General features: G+C 49.9%; 17 protein-coding genes. 6 read left to right on the top strand and 11 right to left on the bottom strand.

Going from position 1 to position 17,026, the window contains the following annotated elements:
- Nucleotides 1-107 precede the first annotated feature (107 nt).
- Both EHT25_RS04130 and EHT25_RS04125 read right to left on the bottom strand, forming a co-directional pair.
- Nucleotides 108-1,424 carry a dihydrolipoamide acetyltransferase family protein gene (locus tag EHT25_RS04130; protein ID WP_124871055.1) on the bottom strand — a complete coding sequence of 439 codons (1,317 nt, stop codon included), beginning with the start codon at nt 1,422-1,424 and terminating at the stop codon, nt 108-110.
- 53 nt (nt 1,425-1,477) lie between these two features.
- On the bottom strand, nt 1,478-2,737 hold the full coding sequence (locus tag EHT25_RS04125; RefSeq protein WP_124871052.1) for a competence/damage-inducible protein A: 1,260 nt from the start codon (nt 2,735-2,737) through the stop codon (nt 1,478-1,480).
- Nucleotides 2,738-2,931: 194 nt separating this feature from the next.
- Between EHT25_RS04125 and EHT25_RS04120 the strand changes: the two genes are divergently transcribed.
- The 3 genes from EHT25_RS04120 (at nt 2,932) to EHT25_RS04110 (ending at nt 5,501) form a co-directional block, all read left to right on the top strand.
- Nucleotides 2,932-3,684: a DUF4197 domain-containing protein gene (locus tag EHT25_RS04120; protein WP_124871049.1), complete on the top strand. Its 753-nt coding sequence runs from the start codon at nt 2,932-2,934 to the stop codon at nt 3,682-3,684.
- A gap of 153 nt (nt 3,685-3,837) precedes the next feature.
- Nucleotides 3,838-4,188: a gliding motility protein GldC gene (gene gldC / locus EHT25_RS04115; RefSeq protein ID WP_124871047.1), complete on the top strand. Its 351-nt coding sequence runs from the start codon at nt 3,838-3,840 to the stop codon at nt 4,186-4,188.
- Between the two features lie 119 nt (nt 4,189-4,307).
- On the top strand, nt 4,308-5,501 hold the full coding sequence (locus EHT25_RS04110) for a TlpA family protein disulfide reductase (protein ID WP_124871044.1): 1,194 nt from the start codon (nt 4,308-4,310) through the stop codon (nt 5,499-5,501).
- 12 nt (nt 5,502-5,513) lie between these two features.
- Here EHT25_RS04110 and EHT25_RS04105 read toward each other — a convergent pair whose 3' ends face one another.
- The 7 genes from EHT25_RS04105 to EHT25_RS04075 form a co-directional block, all read right to left on the bottom strand.
- Nucleotides 5,514-6,062, bottom strand: coding sequence for a tetratricopeptide repeat protein (locus EHT25_RS04105; protein WP_124871041.1), 549 nt, complete (start codon nt 6,060-6,062; stop codon nt 5,514-5,516).
- A 66-nt stretch (nt 6,063-6,128) separates the two neighbouring features.
- Nucleotides 6,129-6,482 carry an MmcQ/YjbR family DNA-binding protein gene (locus tag EHT25_RS04100; RefSeq protein WP_124871038.1) on the bottom strand — a complete coding sequence of 118 codons (354 nt, stop codon included), beginning with the start codon at nt 6,480-6,482 and terminating at the stop codon, nt 6,129-6,131.
- The gene (locus EHT25_RS32910) at nt 6,479-6,667 is read right to left on the bottom strand and encodes a DUF6728 family protein (RefSeq protein WP_221622238.1); all 189 of its coding nucleotides are present in this window, start codon (nt 6,665-6,667) and stop codon (nt 6,479-6,481) included. The genes EHT25_RS04100 and EHT25_RS32910 overlap by 4 nt, the downstream gene beginning before the upstream one ends.
- Before the next feature lie 93 nt (nt 6,668-6,760).
- The gene (ispG, locus tag EHT25_RS04090) at nt 6,761-8,779 is read right to left on the bottom strand and encodes a (E)-4-hydroxy-3-methylbut-2-enyl-diphosphate synthase (RefSeq protein ID WP_124871032.1); all 2,019 of its coding nucleotides are present in this window, start codon (nt 8,777-8,779) and stop codon (nt 6,761-6,763) included.
- 149 nt (nt 8,780-8,928) lie between these two features.
- Complete coding sequence (locus tag EHT25_RS04085; protein WP_124871029.1) at nt 8,929-10,005, bottom strand: mevalonate kinase family protein; 1,077 nt, start codon at nt 10,003-10,005, stop codon at nt 8,929-8,931.
- The gene (locus EHT25_RS04080) at nt 10,005-11,237 is read right to left on the bottom strand and encodes a sugar MFS transporter (RefSeq protein WP_124871026.1); all 1,233 of its coding nucleotides are present in this window, start codon (nt 11,235-11,237) and stop codon (nt 10,005-10,007) included. Before EHT25_RS04080 ends, EHT25_RS04085 begins: the two co-directional genes overlap by 1 nt.
- 114 nt (nt 11,238-11,351) lie before the next feature.
- Complete coding sequence (locus tag EHT25_RS04075; RefSeq protein ID WP_124871023.1) at nt 11,352-12,710, bottom strand: Gfo/Idh/MocA family protein; 1,359 nt, start codon at nt 12,708-12,710, stop codon at nt 11,352-11,354.
- Between the two features lie 338 nt (nt 12,711-13,048).
- Between EHT25_RS04075 and EHT25_RS04070 the strand changes: the two genes are divergently transcribed.
- Both EHT25_RS04070 and folE read left to right on the top strand, forming a co-directional pair.
- Nucleotides 13,049-13,465: a 6-carboxytetrahydropterin synthase gene (locus tag EHT25_RS04070; protein WP_124871020.1), complete on the top strand. Its 417-nt coding sequence runs from the start codon at nt 13,049-13,051 to the stop codon at nt 13,463-13,465.
- Nucleotides 13,428-14,162 (top strand): GTP cyclohydrolase I FolE, encoded by a 735-nt coding sequence (folE, locus tag EHT25_RS04065; RefSeq protein WP_124871017.1) that lies wholly within the window; start codon nt 13,428-13,430, stop codon nt 14,160-14,162. Before EHT25_RS04070 ends, folE begins: the two co-directional genes overlap by 38 nt.
- Nucleotides 14,163-14,237: 75 nt before the next feature.
- Here the strand turns inward: folE and EHT25_RS04060 are convergent, their stop codons facing one another.
- Together EHT25_RS04060 and EHT25_RS04055 are read right to left on the bottom strand one after the other, a co-directional pair.
- Nucleotides 14,238-15,173, bottom strand: coding sequence for a sugar phosphate isomerase/epimerase family protein (locus EHT25_RS04060; protein WP_124871014.1), 936 nt, complete (start codon nt 15,171-15,173; stop codon nt 14,238-14,240).
- Between the two features lie 231 nt (nt 15,174-15,404).
- A complete protein-coding gene (locus EHT25_RS04055; RefSeq protein ID WP_124871011.1) occupies nt 15,405-16,403 on the bottom strand; it encodes a cation diffusion facilitator family transporter in 999 nt (332 codons plus the stop codon).
- A 70-nt stretch (nt 16,404-16,473) separates the two neighbouring features.
- Between EHT25_RS04055 and EHT25_RS04050 the strand changes: the two genes are divergently transcribed.
- Nucleotides 16,474-17,022, top strand: coding sequence for an NUDIX domain-containing protein (locus tag EHT25_RS04050; protein ID WP_124871008.1), 549 nt, complete (start codon nt 16,474-16,476; stop codon nt 17,020-17,022).
- The last annotated feature ends 4 nt before the right edge of the window (nt 17,023-17,026 follow it).

Raw genomic sequence — 17,026 nt, 5'->3', positions numbered from 1 at the left:
GTAAACTAACTCCGAAACCGGCCAGAAACCGCCCCACGTTGTACCATTTGTTATATTCCATCCATGAACCGCCGAAAGGAGCGATTGAACTGAACCACCGCCTTTGATCAAACCAGGCTGCGCTCGCTGTCGAAACCTTCCAGGTAATCAGAAACCCGTTTGACAAACTGACCGCCCAGCGACCCGTCGACCACCCGGTGATCATAGCTGTGAGAAATAAACATTTTCTGCCGGACGCCGATCATATCGCCCTGCGGGGTTTCAATGACGGCCGGTTTTTTCTCAATCGTACCAAACGCCATGATTGCTACCTGAGGCTGCACAATGATGGGCGTTCCCATCAGGTTGCCAAAAGTACCAATGTTGGAAACCGTATAGGTCCCGTTGGCCAGATCATCGGCGGTGAGTTTGTTTTCGCGGGCGCGACGACTCAGATCGTTTACTTTCCGGGTCAACCCGACGAGGTTGTACTGGTCGGCATTGTGAATCACCGGCACAATCAGATTACCGCTTGGCAGGGCCACCGCCATGCCGATATTGATCGATTTTTTAACGATAATCGTGTCGCCATCCACCGAAATGTTGATCATCGGGAAGTCGCGAATGGCCTTCACAACGGCTTCGATCAGGAGGGGTGTATACGTGATGTTTTCGTTATATTGCTGCTGGAAAGCCTTTTTGATCCGTTCGCGCCATTGAACCAGAACGGTCATATCGGTTTCGACGAACGACGAAACGTGGGGCGCAATCCGCTTCGATTCCACCATTCGTTCGGCAATCATTTTCCGCATCCGGTCCATCTGAATGATGTCGTTCTGTCCGTTGAGCGAAGCGGCCTTCGGTTGCGGAGCCGCGGAGGAAACCGGTTCCGGTTTTCGCGTTTTCAGATACGCCAGAATATCGGTTTTCGTGACCCGGTTTTCGGCTCCGGTTCCGGGAATGGTTGCCAGTTCCTGCGTCGATATACCTTCGGCCTTCGCGATATTCAACACCAAAGGCGAATAGAACCGCCCGGCATCGCTCACCGTAATTTCCGCATCCGTCCGAATGGGTGGATTTCGGACGGAAATCTGCGACATTTCCGATTCCAGTCTGGCGGCAACGCTGGCAACATCCTGCTCCTCGGTTTCGCCGGCCGAAATGACTTCGGTAGACGACGGTTCTTTGCTGATGCCTTCTTCCTGTTCCACTTCAATCCGGGCTACGGGGCTCCCGATCGCCACTACATCGCCGTCCTGCACCAGCAGTTCTTTCAAAATACCGCCGTGCGATGCCGGAACTTCCGTATCCACCTTATCCGTAGCGACTTCCAGAATGGAATCATCGGCTTCGATGCGATCACCCGGCTTTTTGAGCCAGGAAATAACCGTACATTCGATAATACTTTCGCCCATTTTGGGCATTACCATGTCAACAAGTGCCATAGATTTTACATTTTTCTACTGCGTGAAATAGGAGGAATAAACCGCCGGGCGATTCATTCCTCCTGCTCGTCCAGCAACGTTTGCCGGAGCAGGTTTAATACATGAACGCTGGTCAGTTGAATATTCTGTTCACGATGCGGTCCGAACTTCAGTAAGCGGGCAACCGTTTGCTTTTCGGTCGAACACGCAATCCAGATTGTTCCGACCGGTTTTTCGGGCGTACCGCCGTCGGGTCCGGCCACACCGCTTGTCGCAATTCCCACATTGGCCCCCAGGTTTTTCCGGACGCCCTCGGCCATTTCCCGCACGGTTTCTTCACTCACGGCGCCAAACTGGCTTAGTGTTTCCGGTTTTACCCCTAGCTGGTTGACCTTAACCGTATTGCTGTAACTGACCACGCCACCGACAAAATAAGCGGAGGATCCGGCATACTTCGTGATCTGACTGGCGACAAAACCGCCTGTGCAGCTTTCGGCCGTGGCCAGCATCCAGGTCTTTGCGGACAGCAACTCTGCGATTTTGGTTTCCAGCTGGTCGTCGTCATACCCAAAAACAAACGGCTGAATCAAGGGTAAAACGGCGGCAACCTGTTCATCCAGTTCTTTTTTGAGCAAAATCGGGTCGGTTCCCGTTCCGGTGAGCCGAAGCCTTACCTGACTGAAACTCGGCAAATACGCCAGTTTGATGTGGCTGGGTAGCGCATCTTCCCAGGCAGCAATGGTTTCGGCCAGAAACGACTCACCGATGCCGACAGTGAGAATCATTTTGTGGACGATGGCCGGAGTTTCAAAATGTTTCTGCAGCATCGGAATGAGCCGGTGTTGCATCAGGTTTTTCATCTCAAACGGCACCCCCGGCAACGAAATGTAAATGGTTCCGTTTTCATTGAACCACATGCCGGGAGCGGTGCCCCAATCGTTTGGAATGTACGTGCAATTCAGGGGCAAATCGGCCTGTCGAGCGTTGATTTCCGTAATCTGGCGTCCCCGGCTTTCAAAGAATTTGGTCACGAAAGCCAGCGCTTCGGGATTTCGTTCGAGCGTTGTATTGAAAAACTCGCAAATGGTTACTTTCGTGATGTCATCCTTGGTAGGCCCCAAACCGCCGGTAAGGATGACCAGATCGACGCGTTTGGTTGCTTCGTCCAGTATGGTCAGGATCGCTTCCTTCTGGTCGCCAACGGACGATTTCCGGACGGTCCGTATTCCAATTTTCGTTAATTCGGCACCGAGCCATTGGGTGTTGGTATCGGTAATTTGTCCGAACAGTATTTCGTCACCAATCGTTATGACTTCGGCCAAAATGGGTTTCATGAAAAGGAATCTACAAGTTTTTGTGGTTTGCCGTTTGACTTTTTCGCAGATTTCCTGTCTTAGCAAGTAAAAGCGGGCAATGAAACAACAATCGATCGATTGGTTTCCCGCCAAAAATACGTAAAAAAACGGTTTATCTTTTGCCAATAAACCCCCGGCCAGCGTTTCATCCATAGAGTCAACCTGATTAGCACATGAAAAAAACAGTAATTATTGGTCTGATGATCGCCGTTTACGCGGGATCGGTTCAGGCCCAGTCGGATTCAACCCAACCGAAAAAGAAGAATGTATTCGGACAGATTCTCGATAAAGTAGGACAGGCTGCATCCGGCGGAACCTCGTCGAGCGATGAAATCGCCAGCGGTTTAAAAGAAGCCCTGCGCATTGGAATTAGCAAAGGTTCCGATCAGGCATCCGCGGTAGATGGTTACTTCAAGAATTCGCTCATCAAAATTCTGATGCCGCCGGAAGCGCAAAAAGTGGAATCGGCCCTGCGCAAAATCGGAATGGGAAAACAGGTCGATCAGTTTATTCTGTCGCTGAACCGCTCCGCCGAAGATGCCGCAAAGAAGGCCAAACCGATTTTCCTGAATGCCCTGACGTCAATGACCATTCAGGACGCAGTCGGGATTTTGCGGGGTGAAAAAAACGCGGCCACGCAGTACCTGAAGAAAACGACCTCCACGGAATTGATGGCGGCATTTACACCGGTTATCGACAGTACCTTGAAAAAAAACAGCGCCACCCGCTATTACAGCGACCTCGTCAATACCTACAACAAATTGCCGATTGTTACGCAAAAAGCAAATCCTGACCTGACCAATTATGCGGCCACCAAAGCCGTCGACGGTATTTTCGTGCTGGTTGAACAGGAGGAAAAGCAAATCCGTGAAAATCCGGCAGCCCGGGTCAATGACCTGCTGAAAAAAGTATTTGGGCAGCAATAAGCGGGAAAACCGGTTGAAATTGATTCTGAATCGCACCGGGAGCGTTGCAAATCCATTTCACAAATGGTTACCTTTGAGGCTGTGTAATTCCGCCGGGGGCAGGGGCTCTTCAAAACGACCGCGCGGCATTTTGACTGTTTGGATACGAAAACAATGAAAAAATCAGAAATCAATTTTTCAGTTGAATTAGACGATCACAATATCCCGGAAAAAATCTTCTGGAACGCTACGGACAACCCAAACGAGGGGCTGAGTGACACCAAAGCCGTGGTTGTTTCGGTTTGGGATCATTACAATCAGGGAACGCTTCGCCTGAATCTATGGACCAAAGACATGGCGGTAACCGACATGAAGCGGTTTTGTATCGAAGTATTGGGCAGCCTGGCCGACACCATTGTGACCGCTACGGGCGACCAGCCAATGGCCGACGAAATCGATAACCTGTGCCGGGCATTGAGCAAAAAAGTCGAAGAAGAATACCGCGAGCAGCAGAAACAGGCATAAATGACGGGATACGGTTTTCGGTAATCGGTTTTCAGTTTACCCCAGTCCAGGCGATAACCGCTCCGGCAGCCTTGCGAAAACCGTATACCGAAAACCGTATCCCATTCCAGAATCTCATCATGAAACAATTTAGTTCCTTCTTGATTGTTGTTTGGCTTACCGTGGGTGTGGTAGCCGCGCAGGGTGTACAATTTCGGAAAGAAGCGCTACCGGCGGTTTTTGATGCGGCTAAAAAAGCGAAAAAACCGGTGTTCATCGAGGTCTTCTCGGAAACTTGTCACGTGTGCCAGAGTTTCATCCCCACGTTTGCGGAAAAGAGCGTTGGGAAATTCTACAACACCCGTTTTATTAACACAAAAATTGATATTTCAGCTAAAAGCACAATCGTCTTTCTGGATAAAAACCATCTCTTTGTCCCTTCTTTACCTTTGTTTCTCTACATGGATGCAAAGGGGAATCTGATTCACATGGCGATGAGTAACAACTCGGCTGAGGAAGTGATCCGGCACGGAACGACGGCGTTGAATCCGGAAATCCGCTCGTCGGCAATGGAGAAACGGTATGAGGACGGGGAACGCTCACCCAATTTCCTGATTGACTACGGCATGCTGGCCCGCGTGACGCGCGATACCGTGACGAACATCAAAGTGATGAACGAATATGCTTCCAAACAGGCGCCCGGTACGTATTCCAGTCCGACCAACTGGCTGGTGCTGCAAAAGCTGATTCTGGATGTCGATAACCCGATGTTTCAATACATGATGGGACACCTCGACCAGTTTGTGAAGCCAAATGGAGCCGAAATGGTGAAAACCGTGGGCGAAAATATTCTGATGTCGTCGTTGTACAGCAGTCGCGGCAATCAGTATCCGGCCGCTAAAATCCTGACCATCCGGCATCAGCTTCAGCAGGTGGGAATTGACCCGCGCGTGGCCAGCAACCGGACTTTATTACCGGAAGTAAACGCCTATTTCCGCGCCGGACAAGCTACCAAAGCCGCTTCCCGCATGGACGAGCACATCGCTCAGAACCAGTTTTCGACCCCCGAATACTTGTACGTCATTCGGTTGTTTAATCGGAAAAGCCCGGATGCGAGCGATGCACCAACGGTGGCACGTTGGGCGAACAAGGCGATTCCGCAGGCTAAAACCCCAGCCGAACAGGCTGATTTGTATTTTGAACTGGCCGAAGTTTACCACCGGGGCGGAAAAAATGCTGAAGGGTTGAAAGCCGCCCAGAAGTCGCTGGAAATGGCCAAAACCGCTAAACTGGACACGAAGCGTAACACGGAGCAACTGGCCCGTTTGAAGTAACCGCTTAGCGTTTCAGGAGAAAATGACATTGGAAAATGGCGGCTGCTTCAACAGATACGCCGAATTTTCATCCCCCAGTTCAATGGCACGAATCAGGTCATTCCGGGCCGGTCCGTATTGATCCAGTTGCATTCTTGCTAAAGCACGCCAGCGGATGGCATCAGGCTGTTGACCCCGGAAATACCAGACGGCTTTATCAAATTCTTTAAAAGCTTCCCCAAACTGACCCAATTGAAAGAGCGCAATTCCTTTGTCGAGATACGAATCCGGAATGGTATTATCAAGGCTTAAAGCAACAGTCAGGTCAAAAAGTGCGGAGTAAGGATTCCCGTTTCGAAGGTGACATTTCCCGCGGTAGGCAAATGCAATGGAGGATTTCGGGCATTGCTTGACAACCTGGTTGAAATAAACAAAAGCCTCTTCGTAGCGGTGAAACTGAACCAGTTGAATCCCTTCAGCAAAACGAAGACGGTCTTTTTCCGCCGGGGTATCGTGATCAATCACGAAATACCGGACAAATAGATAAACTACGAAAAGGAATCCCAGCAGCGCAACTTCCATACGTCTGAAATTTTCTCAATTTGCAGTGTAAACTAGCGAAAAAGACCGGTTTTTGCAAGAAAAGCCCTATTTTCCGAGTTCGCGCTGCACGGCTTTAGGCAAACTTTGAACAATGAGTTCGTAAGAATGATCGATCCACCTTTTCAATTCACTTTCCCGAATTGTTCCGTCAATCAGGACCGTATTCCAGTGAACCTTGTTCATGTGATAACCGGGCCGAACGGCCTGGTACTGTTCCCGCAACTCAGCGGCCCGTTCCGGATCGCATTTCAGATTGACCGACAGGGGGGCGTCATTCAACGAAGTGAGCGCGAACATTTTGCCGCCAACCTTGAAAACCAGCGTTTCCTCCCCAAACGGGAAGGATTCAGTTGCTCCGTTTTTGGACAGACAATACTGGCGCAGCGTTTCAATGTTCATCGCAGGATGGCTCTGACAATCATGACAATGAGACAAATCAAAAACATGATGATTGAAATCCGGTTGATTCCGTGCATCATGCGGATGTTGGCGTTGGTAGGGCGGCTTGGATCCGGTTTTTGGAAAACCCGGTAAAAGTAGCGGAAGACCTCGCCTAGTTTAAAATATTCACCAATTTTAGACATATGCAGATAAAATTACGAGGTGTGAATGATGAGTTATGACGTTTACCGTCCAAAAATGGATTCCAGTCATTCCTTGTTCATACCCTTCATGCATCATTCAGTTTCCGGTTCGTTCCAACGGCCATCTTCCTTGATGAGGCCGATCAATTCGTCGACCGCGTGTTCTGCGGTAACGGATCGTTTGATAACTTGCTGACCACGGTACAACGAAATTTTGTCTTTTCCGATCCCGACATACCCGTAATCCGCATCGGCCATTTCGCCCGGGCCGTTGACAATGCAGCCCATAATGCCAATTTTGATTCCTTTCAGGTGGTCGGTGCGTTTCCGAATCATGGCGGTGGTTTCCTGCAAATCGAACAAGGTTCGACCGCACGATGGGCAGGAAATATACTCCGTTTTCGACATGCGGGTTCGGGCGGCCTGCAAAATGCCAAATGCCGTCGAATTGTAGCGGTTTGCGGTTGCCAGCCGTTCTTCGAGCGTCAAAGCTGGCAAGAGATCGGTCGCCAGCCAGGCGCCATCACCCAGGCCGTCCACTAGTAACCCACCGATATCCGTAGCCGCATATAACTGCAACGAATCGCCCTGACGATCCGGGAAACTCCGAAGATTAACAACCGGGCAGGTGACTTTTCGGTTGATTAATTCAACGTAAATCCGCCGAAGTTCGGCCATCGCATGTGCATTCTCCGTTCGAACAACCAAAACCACGTTCCGGTCTTCCAGTAAAGCACTGATCAAGTCGTCCGAAACTTTGCGCAAACTGGTTGAAACAAAATTAAGAACCGGGTGCAAACCGCCCGCTTTTTGGCGGTTGATAAGATAGGGTCCGGTTTCGAGTAGCGGGAATTTGTGGACCAGATCTCCGGCAGTTTGCCAGGCATCATAATCTAAAATTTCCTTTAGCCCGTTTGGCAACATAAACGTTGCCGGCCGGGAACCGGTATATATGTAGTCGGTTCCTAAATCGTTCATCCGCCATTTGTCGGGAATTGGCAGGTAGAAATGACCAACGGGCCGGAGCTGCTCGTGATCATCCACCGGTATTTTCGAATAATCGGCCACCACACGCGGCACGTTGAGTCCGCCGAAATTGGCTACTTCGTGGGTTTTCCGACGTGCGTATTGAAAGGGATCTATCGGATAGTGCTTGATTTCTGGAATGGGAGCGTGCCCAGCCCGCTGGGTATAGCGATCGATCAGAGCCTGAGCAACCGGCGCTTCCAATTCGGGGTCCTCGGTTAACGAAACCCGAACAGTATCGCCCAGACCGTCTTCCAGCAAGGTTCCGATACCCACCGCCGATTTAATCCGCCCGTCTTCAGCCTCGCCCGCTTCCGTAACGCCCAAATGCAGCGGATACGGTTTTAACCCCTCAGCATCAAGCCGATGAACCAGTAAACGGTACGCTTCGACCATCACCTGCGGATTACTGGATTTCATCGACAGGACGATGTTATGATACTTTTCATCTTCACAAATCCGCAGAAATTCAAGTGCCGACTCGACCATGCCCAGGGGCGTGTCGCCGTAGCGACTCAAAATCCGGTCGGAAAGCGATCCGTGGTTGGTGCCAATGCGCATGGCCGTACCGTATTCCTTGCAAATCCGGATCAGGGGCATAAACTTGGCCCGAATCCGCTCCAACTCGGCGGCATAGGAAGCGTCCGTGTAATCGATGGTTTCAAACCGTTTCCGATCGGCGTAATTCCCGGGATTGATCCGAACTTTTTCCACGATTCGGGCGGCCAGTTCGGCGGCATTGGGTGTAAAGTGAATGTCGGCAACGAGCGGAGTGGTGTAGCCGCGGGCGCGTAATTCTTTGCGGATGTTTTCCAGATTTTGCGCTTCTTTCACGCTCGGTGCGGTTATCCGGACGTATTCGCAACCCGCTTCAATCATTTTTATGGCCTGTTCGACCGAACCGAGCGTATCCATCGTATCGATGGTTGTCATCGATTGCACCCGAATGGGGAAATCCGAACCCAGGGGAACCGAGCCGATGGCAACGGTAATGGTTTTTCGACGGGAATATCCGGTGAGGGAGTTGCAGTAGAGTGCCGGTTTTTCGGCCGATATGAAAGATGAGGGTGTTGCGAAATCGAGCATAGCTAAACAGCGGGTGCAGAAGATACAAAGGTAGAAAAACCGGTGTGTTTTCCCCGCAAACGTTAGGTGAAGAACTCACTTTAGGCCGAAATTGTTCCGTTTAGGCTAAAGTGAGTTTATGCTGGATGTGTTGATAATCAGATAGTTGATTATTCTTCTACTTTTGTGCCTTCATCAACACGAATAATATAGGCAGCACCGCCCTGGCGTTCGATGGCTTCGGCAACCGCACCGGCGTGTCCGGGGGCGTAGGCAAACATACAGCCGCCACCACCCGAGCCGTTAATTTTCCCGCCGAGAGCGCCCGCATTCAGTGCGGCTTCGAGCATCCGGTCAATTTTGGGCGTAGAAATTCGCTGCGCATCCCGCAGGTTCGCCTGGTGACGGTTTAACAAATCGCCCAAACGATTGTGATTCAAGTCAGCTGCTTCCAGTTCCTGACGGGCTTCGCGCAGGAGATCCCGGTTGGAAATGGTGCCTTCGAGCAGGGTATTTTCGCCATCGGACAAATACGGGCGGTAATCATCCAGTTCGAGCACATCCGTGGTGTGCAACGAAAATGCGGGATTGAGCGCTTCGATTTTCTTCACGATTTCGTTGACGCCGGAGCGTAACCGCCCCAGAATCGTCAGCGTATCTTTGGCCTCCAGCGAATCGCCCAGCACAAAAGCGCCGAGTTTGGGACGCAATTCTTCAATTTCAATTTCGGGTTCCGATTCCAGGTAAATCACGTCTCCGATGGCGGTGGAATAATGATCCATCATGCCGCCCGGTTCGCCAAATTCGCGGGTTTCGGCTTCGTTGGCCAGATTTCCGATTTCCTGACGACTCAGTAAGCGGGGGCGGTCGCTCATGCGCATCAAAAAATGGAGCCATGAAGCCACAAGAGCCGACGAGCTTGAAGTACCCGAATTGATGGGGATGTTGCCGCGGACTTCGCATTCAACGCCCTTCGAAAACCGGTAGCCGTGCCGGACCAGCACATTGTAGCTACTCCGGAAATAATCGCGCGGTTTGGTATAGATCAAACTCGAGCCCGACAATTCAAATTCCTCCCGTTCGTTGACATCCGGCAGGTTGATAATGACCTTGGAATCGTTGCGATGAAAACCGGTTATTCGGATGCGCCGGTTAATGGCAGCGGCAATAACGGGCAGACCCAGGTAATCCAGGTGTTCACCGAATAAACAGATCCGGCCGGGAGTAGAAACGCTTAACTGACTCATTACCAATTGGTTTTTTTGCTTCCCACCTGCGCATAATACAGGATGTAGCACAAGAGGGGAAGGATTAGGGCGTATGCAAATTTAGGGCTGATGGTGTCGGTTAAATAACCGTGTAACAATGGTAACAAAGCTCCACCGGAGATACCCATGATCAACAAGGCAGATCCCAGTTTCGTAAACCGCCCCAACCGATTGAGCGCTAATGGCCAGATGGCCGGCCAGATCGGAGCGATAGCAAATCCGAGCAATGCAATGCACAATACGGAGGTAAAACCGTCGGTTACTAGCGCGCCGATTGTCAAAATTACACCAAGGCTTGTTCCGTACAGCAATGATTTTTGTTGAGAAAGGAAGCGTGGAATCAGAATAATTCCCAGAATATAGCCGCCTAACATGCCGTATAAGGTGTAGGCGGTGAAGTACTTTGCTTCGTCGTTCGAGAAGCCGAGCGCGTTTCCGTAATTGATAATGGTGTCGCCGGAGATTACCTCGACACCCACGTAACAGAAAATAGCCAGGACACCCAACACCAAATTGGCGTGTTGCCAAACGCTATCCGTCGTTGCGGTTTTGGTTACCACGGTTGTGTCCTCTTCCTGTTCTTCCGAAACTTCGGGCAGCGTTGAAAACCGGATCAACAAGGCCAGTACAATCAGGACGCCCGTCAGAATCATGTATGGCGTTACCACTTTATTCAATGATTCGGAAGCAGAAAGAACATTTCCGCCCGTCAGCAGCAGCCCACCGAAAATGAACTGGCTGATGATTCCGGCCAGTTTGTTGGCGACACCCATAAAACTGATGCGTTGCGCAGCACTTTCGCGCGGTCCCAGAATTGTAACGTATGGATTCGATGCCGTTTGTAAAACCGTTAAACCAATACCGATCAGAAACAGCCCGACCAGAAACAACGGATAGGAAACCGCCTTAGCCGCCGGAATGAAAATGATTGTTCCAACTGCCATGACAATCAAACCCAGGGACATTCCGTTTTTGAAACCTGTCCGTTTGAGCAACTCAGATGATGGAATAGCCATCACGGTATACGAAATAAAGAACGCAAAGGCGACCAGATTCGACCCCACGGTGCTGAGCTGAAACGCCTGTTTGAAAAAAGCGATCAGGACGCCGTTGACCCAGGTCACAAAGCCAAAAATGAAAAATAACATGCCGACAATCAGCAGTGGTCCTAGGTAGCTGCTTGTTGAATTCCGGGTTGCAGTCGGGGTCATTGAGATGAATGTTGAAAACGTTTAGGCAACGGACTACTTTGTCCGCGCAATTCGGAATATTTTTAAATTTTTTTAAAAATAAGAATTTTATTTCGATTTCTGCGGGATATCCGATTAATAGTCGTCGTTCAACGCAAAAATGGGTTTGTTGGTTTTCCATTTACCCCGCGTGAAATCCGGAATTTCAATCGGTTTGCTGCCTTTGGCGATAGATTCTTCCGACAACGGACTGATGGCGCTCCAGACCGCTGCGTCATACACATCGATCGGCGGAGCGACTTTTCGTTTAACCGATTCAATAAAAGCCCGGATGACAAAAAAATCGATCCCGCCGTGCCCGGCATTTTCGGCGGTTTGGGCGTGGCGCTTCCAGATCGGGTGATCGTATTTTTCCTGATACTCCTTAAACGGCTCCCACTGGTGCGGTTTTGGACTCGTTCCTTCGAGGTAAATCGTTTTTCCGTCGTCCATCCAGATACCCTGCGTTCCCTGCGCCCGAAATCCGAGTGAATAGGGGCGGGGCGAGTTGGTATCATGCATGATGACGATATTTTCACCATTGGCACACTGGATGACCGTCGTAACAATATCGCCCAGTTTGAAATTGACTTTGGCATTGGGGTGATTCGGTCCACCCTTATCAACGATGTATTTGTGCAATCCCCGGGATTTTGTCGCCGTCGAAGTCAGGTGCAAAAACCGGTTCCCGCGGTTGATATCCAGCCAGTGGGCCACGGGTCCCAAACCGTGCGTCGGATACAAATCACCGTTGCGGTCGACGGAATGCTGGGTGCGCCAGCGGGCTTCTGAATAGCCTTTGGCCCCAAATTCGGCGCCAACGCCCTGTTTTACCGTTCCATCGTTGAATTTAACGTTGCGTAAATCGTGCTGATAACCGCAGTGAGCGTAGAGCATTTCCCCAAACATGCCCTGCCGAATCATGTTCAAAACCGCCATTACGTCGCGTCGGTAACAAACATTTTCGAGGATCATACAGGGCATTCCGCTTTTCTCCGACGCTTCGATCAGATCCCAGGACTCTTTCAGCGTTACCGTCGCTGACACTTCAACACCTGCGTATTTACCGGCCTTCATGGTTGCCACCGACATGGGTACGTGCCATTCCCAGGGCGTTGCAATCACGACGCCGTCGATGTCATCGCGTTTCAGCATGTTTTCAAAATCCCGATCGGTTTTTCCGTAAACCGCAGCTTCCGGGCGTCCGGCTTTGCTGATCATGGCTTTGGTGCGGTTGATGGCTTCGGGATCGATATCGCAGATTGCCGTAATGGCAACATCCGGCCGATAAAGTGCCTGTTCAACGTGGCTGCGCCCCCGACCGCCAACGCCGATGAAAGCGAGTCGAACTTTCTTATCCTGCTCCGGGGCACCGGTTAAAATAGTTGGAAATAAATGGGCGGAAGAGACCGTAACAGCCGCAGAACGCAGAAAATGACGTCGATTTGTTTTCAAGGGGAGTCAAAATTTGGGTTTAGTATGCACGAAGCCGTAAAAAAAAGCAAAATATCGGTAGGGCCAAAAAAAAGCATCGATTACTTCCGGATTAAAATTTTAATTGAAAACCGCCCGAACAGCGCAATGCGGTTATACTTAATTAACACAAGCGTAACACATCGATGAACCAAACCGGTAACCCGGCTGTTATACCCACGAAACTCACTAAAATTTCTCCTGAAGGCGGATCATCCTTCGCCTGACGGCTCAAATGTGTTGCAGACAACCTTTCTGACGACATTTTGGTCGAGCATTTTTTACTAATCGCAAAAAACCGGGGGACCGGTTCTGACAGAATGGACAAAAAACGGGTAGCGGTGTTCCGCAAAGAACACTTCAACGCGGCTCATCGTCTCCATAACCCGGAATGGTCGGACGAAGAAAACCAACGGATTTTTGGCAAGTGCAACAATCCCCATTTTCATGGTCATAATTACGAAGTGATCGTTCAGGTCATCGGCGAAGTCGATCCGGTTACGGGTTTTGTCGTCGATCTGAAAGTGCTAAGCGATTTGATCAAAACCCAGGTGACGGACAAATTCGATCACAAAAATTTGAATCTGGACACCGAAGAATTTAAAAATCTCAATCCTTCTGCCGAAAATATTGCCATCGTTATTTACGATTCGCTGCGCAGCCAGCTTGCTGCATCTCTGGACTTGAAAATCAGACTCTATGAAACCGAACGGAACTTCGTTGAATACCCGGTCTAACGGGCATCACCCCGCTTATGATGTGCTGAGTGACTTGACAATCGATGAAATGGGTGATGACCATGTGGCGTCTGCCGTTGAAACTCCGTTGCGGGCAGATGCATTCGAGATCAGTGACGATACCAAAATTGAATTAATTGAGGATCATTTTCGCGAAATATTGACTATTCTTGGCCTGGATTTGACTGATGATAGTCTGAAAGGAACGCCCCACCGTGTGGCCAAGATGTACGTTAAGGAAATTTTTAGCGGGTTGAATCCGGCGAAAAAACCGAAAGCGACCTTATTCGAGAATAAATACCAGTACAATGAAATGCTGGTGGAAAAAGGTATTACCGTTCATTCACACTGCGAACACCACCTGGTGCCAATCATCGGACGCGCCCACGTGGCCTATATTTCGAGCGGAAAAGTCATCGGATTGTCCAAATTAAACCGCCTTGTGCAGTATTTCGCTAAACGCCCGCAGGTGCAGGAACGATTGACGGAGCAGATTGCCAATGAGTTGAAAACCGTATTGCAAACAGAAGATGTAGCCGTGATCATCGACGCCCGGCACCTGTGTGTTTCAATGCGCGGGGTGCAGGACGTGAATAGCTCGACAGTAACCGCTCATTACGGAGGTAAATTCAAAGAAGACGAAGCCACGCGTCAGGAGTTTTTGCGCCATGTCAGCGAACCGACGGCTTCGCTTTAATGAAAATTAACAATGAACAATTAATAATGAATTTCTTGCGTCAGCCTATTCATTATTAATTGTTCATTAAAAAAATTATACAAGTGTCCCTACGCGCTCCAGAAGGGCTTTGGTTTTTTTGATGCCGTCGTATTCGCTCAGGGTTGAGCCTTCGTATTCGATACCCGCAATTCCCCTGAACCCACTGTCCTTCACGATTTTCATCATGCGCATGTAATCGGTATCGGTACAGTTGCCTTCAGCATCGAAATCGTGGGTTTTCGCACTGACGCCTTTGGCAAAAGGCATCATTTCCGATACGCCTTTGTAGCGGTCGTATTCTTCGACACACTTGCCGCCCCATTCCGACCCATCGCTGCGTTTGATGCAGAAATTGCCGAAATCGGGTAGAATGCCAACATTTTTCATGTTTACCTGCTTCATGACACCGGTCAGCCACTGTCCGTTGGAGGAGTAACTACCGTGGTTTTCGACAATGACGTTGATGTTCATGGTTTTGGCGAATTCGCCCAGTTTGCCCAGTCCGTCGATGGCAGCTTTGGCGACTTCCTCCTCCGTGCCTTTGCCGAACGCGTTAACGCGGATGGTTTTACAACCGAGCGTTTTGGCACATTCGACCCAGGGCTTGTGCTTTTCGACAGCTTCGTTGCGTTTGGCAGCATCGGTTTCACCCAGAAAGCCTTCTCCGTCGATCATGATGAGGTGGTTCCGAACGCCGTTGTCTTTGCAGCGCATCAATAACTCTTTTAAGTACGTAGCATCCTGCGCTTTATCCTTGAAAAATTGATTGACATACTCGACAATCTCGATTCCGAATTCTTTTTTGGCGAGAACCGGAAAGTCCAGGTTCGTGATTTTTTTCTCGTTAAAGAGTGCTTTGTGTAATGACCATTCGGCGAGGGAAATTTCGAAGAACGGTTTTTTTGCCGCAGCTTCCGCGATCGCCGGAAGCGCAGATGAGAAGGCCGTAACTGCGCCTAATTGTTTTAAAAAAGAACGACGTGAAGACATGTTGTTGACGTTTTAGGTTGGGTCAACCCGAAGCCGGGGATGAACTTGGGAGGCAAGTTAATGAAAAAGGTTGGCTGAAAATACAGCCAACCTTTCTGGATATGAATACAACCTGAATTAAGTATCTCATTTGAGCACTAAATTCTCACCGAAAATTACAAAAAAGTTGCTAACAGCCAACTTTTTTTGGAAGGATTTTGTAATTTTTTTTAAGAATGAATCCTGCAGGTATTACGCTTGCGTGGTAACAAAATGTTTTTGGTTGGTGGAGATGTTGAATACCGTCCACTCCACGTCGCTCTGATATGGATTAACCCGAACCGGACAGTCAGCAATCCGGCAATAGTGGCAGCATTCGGGCAAACACGGGTCGGCGTGAATGAAAATTTCGACTTCGGTCTCCGTCTCGCTTTTAATCACTTCTTCAAATTCGTGTACCTCCTGGTGAACCTGCGCCAGCGTCCAGTAATAGGGCAGCGTCAGGTGGCAGTCGATGTGCAAATCAGCACCATACCGCTGAACGCGCAGGTTATGGATATCGATCCAGTTGCGGTTTTTATACTGATTCAAAATATTGATAATGCGCTGGAGCTGGTTCAGATCGGTTTCGTCCATCAAACCGGCGACCGAGTGACGCATCAGCCCCAGCCCATTCCAGATGATGAGGATGGACAGCATCAGCGACAGAACACCGTCGAACCACGTCAGCCCGGTGAGCAGAATGACGCTGATGCCAATTACAACGACCAGACTGCTCAGGCTATCCGTCAGCAAATGCCGACCGTCAGCAATGAGCGCGATGGAGTGCGTGGCGCGACCATTTCGGATCAATAGCCAGCCGATCAGGGCATTGGCAACCATAGTTAGGGCAATCAGGCCGACTCCCCAATCCAAATGCGTAATTTGCTGAGGAGCTGAAAACGATTGGAAGGCCTGAAAAATGATAAAAATCCCCGCTGAAAGAATCAGGGCTCCTTCAAAACCGGAGGAAAAAAACTCAATTTTCCCGTGGCCATACGGATGATTTCGGTCGCGGGGCTGACCGGAAAGGTGAATGCTGTACAAGGCAAAACTGCTGGCAATCACGTTGATAATGGATTCCAGCGCATCGCTCAAAACCGCTGTTGAGGAAGTTAGCCACCAGGCGGTAAATTTAAGCAGCGTCAGCACCACACTCAGCCCCAGCGAGATTGTCATCCACTTGTATTTAATTCGCTGACTGGATTGCATGAAGCCGTTGACCGGTTTATGGCCTGCAAAGGTAGTAAACAGTTGAGGATTTCTCTTTACATTTGCCGTTATGGAGTTTACCGAGAATCCCTGGAAAACACTGACTTCAACAGTAAGGTACGAAAATAACTGGTTGAAAATCAGGCACGAAGATGTTGTAACCCCGGCTAATACGCCCGGTATTTACGGGGTTGTTAGTTTCAAGAATAAAGCTGTGGCCGTCGTGCCGCTCGATCAGGAAGGATATACCTACCTGGTTGGTCAATACCGCTACCCGTTGGAAGAATACTCCTGGGAGATTCCGGAAGGCGGAGCCCCCATCGGCACAGATCTGCTTGAGTCGGCCCGTCGGGAACTGAAGGAAGAGACCGGCCTGGAAGCCGGCAAATGGACAATGATCGGCCGAATTCACACCTCAAATTCGGCGACGGACGAAGAAGGATTTCTGTACATTGCCGAAGAACTGAGTCAGGGAACGCACGAACCTGAAGAAACTGAACAATTGCAAATCCGGCGGGTTTTATTGACGGATGCTGTCGAAATGGTGATGAACAACGAGATCACCGATGCACTCAGTGTCTGCGCACTCCTGAAAGTGGCGCGTCTGAAACAGATTTGAGCGG

The organism is Larkinella rosea (assembly GCF_003858635.1).
In the GTDB taxonomy this organism is placed as follows: Bacteria; Bacteroidota; Bacteroidia; order Cytophagales; family Spirosomataceae; genus Larkinella; species Larkinella rosea.
Note: the sequence above shows the minus strand (reverse complement) of the source record. Positions and strands in the feature narration are given on the sequence as shown.

What these genes read in the sequence shown, in the direction of transcription:
- EHT25_RS04130 (WP_124871055.1), bottom strand. Translation starts at nt 1,424, where the DNA reads ATGGCACTTGTTGACATGGTAATGCCCAAAATGGGCGAAAGTATTATC.
- EHT25_RS04125 (WP_124871052.1), bottom strand. Translation starts at nt 2,737, where the DNA reads ATGAAACCCATTTTGGCCGAAGTCATAACGATTGGTGACGAAATACTG.
- EHT25_RS04120 (WP_124871049.1), top strand. Translation starts at nt 2,932, where the DNA reads ATGAAAAAAACAGTAATTATTGGTCTGATGATCGCCGTTTACGCGGGA.
- gldC (WP_124871047.1), top strand. Translation starts at nt 3,838, where the DNA reads ATGAAAAAATCAGAAATCAATTTTTCAGTTGAATTAGACGATCACAAT.
- EHT25_RS04110 (WP_124871044.1), top strand. Translation starts at nt 4,308, where the DNA reads ATGAAACAATTTAGTTCCTTCTTGATTGTTGTTTGGCTTACCGTGGGT.
- EHT25_RS04105 (WP_124871041.1), bottom strand. Translation starts at nt 6,062, where the DNA reads ATGGAAGTTGCGCTGCTGGGATTCCTTTTCGTAGTTTATCTATTTGTC.
- EHT25_RS04100 (WP_124871038.1), bottom strand. Translation starts at nt 6,482, where the DNA reads ATGAACATTGAAACGCTGCGCCAGTATTGTCTGTCCAAAAACGGAGCA.
- EHT25_RS32910 (WP_221622238.1), bottom strand. Translation starts at nt 6,667, where the DNA reads ATGTCTAAAATTGGTGAATATTTTAAACTAGGCGAGGTCTTCCGCTAC.
- ispG (WP_124871032.1), bottom strand. Translation starts at nt 8,779, where the DNA reads ATGCTCGATTTCGCAACACCCTCATCTTTCATATCGGCCGAAAAACCG.
- EHT25_RS04085 (WP_124871029.1), bottom strand. Translation starts at nt 10,005, where the DNA reads ATGAGTCAGTTAAGCGTTTCTACTCCCGGCCGGATCTGTTTATTCGGT.
- EHT25_RS04080 (WP_124871026.1), bottom strand. Translation starts at nt 11,237, where the DNA reads ATGACCCCGACTGCAACCCGGAATTCAACAAGCAGCTACCTAGGACCA.
- EHT25_RS04070 (WP_124871020.1), top strand. Translation starts at nt 13,049, where the DNA reads ATGGACAAAAAACGGGTAGCGGTGTTCCGCAAAGAACACTTCAACGCG.
- folE (WP_124871017.1), top strand. Translation starts at nt 13,428, where the DNA reads ATGAAACCGAACGGAACTTCGTTGAATACCCGGTCTAACGGGCATCAC.
- EHT25_RS04060 (WP_124871014.1), bottom strand. Translation starts at nt 15,173, where the DNA reads ATGTCTTCACGTCGTTCTTTTTTAAAACAATTAGGCGCAGTTACGGCC.
- EHT25_RS04055 (WP_124871011.1), bottom strand. Translation starts at nt 16,403, where the DNA reads ATGCAATCCAGTCAGCGAATTAAATACAAGTGGATGACAATCTCGCTG.
- EHT25_RS04050 (WP_124871008.1), top strand. Translation starts at nt 16,474, where the DNA reads ATGGAGTTTACCGAGAATCCCTGGAAAACACTGACTTCAACAGTAAGG.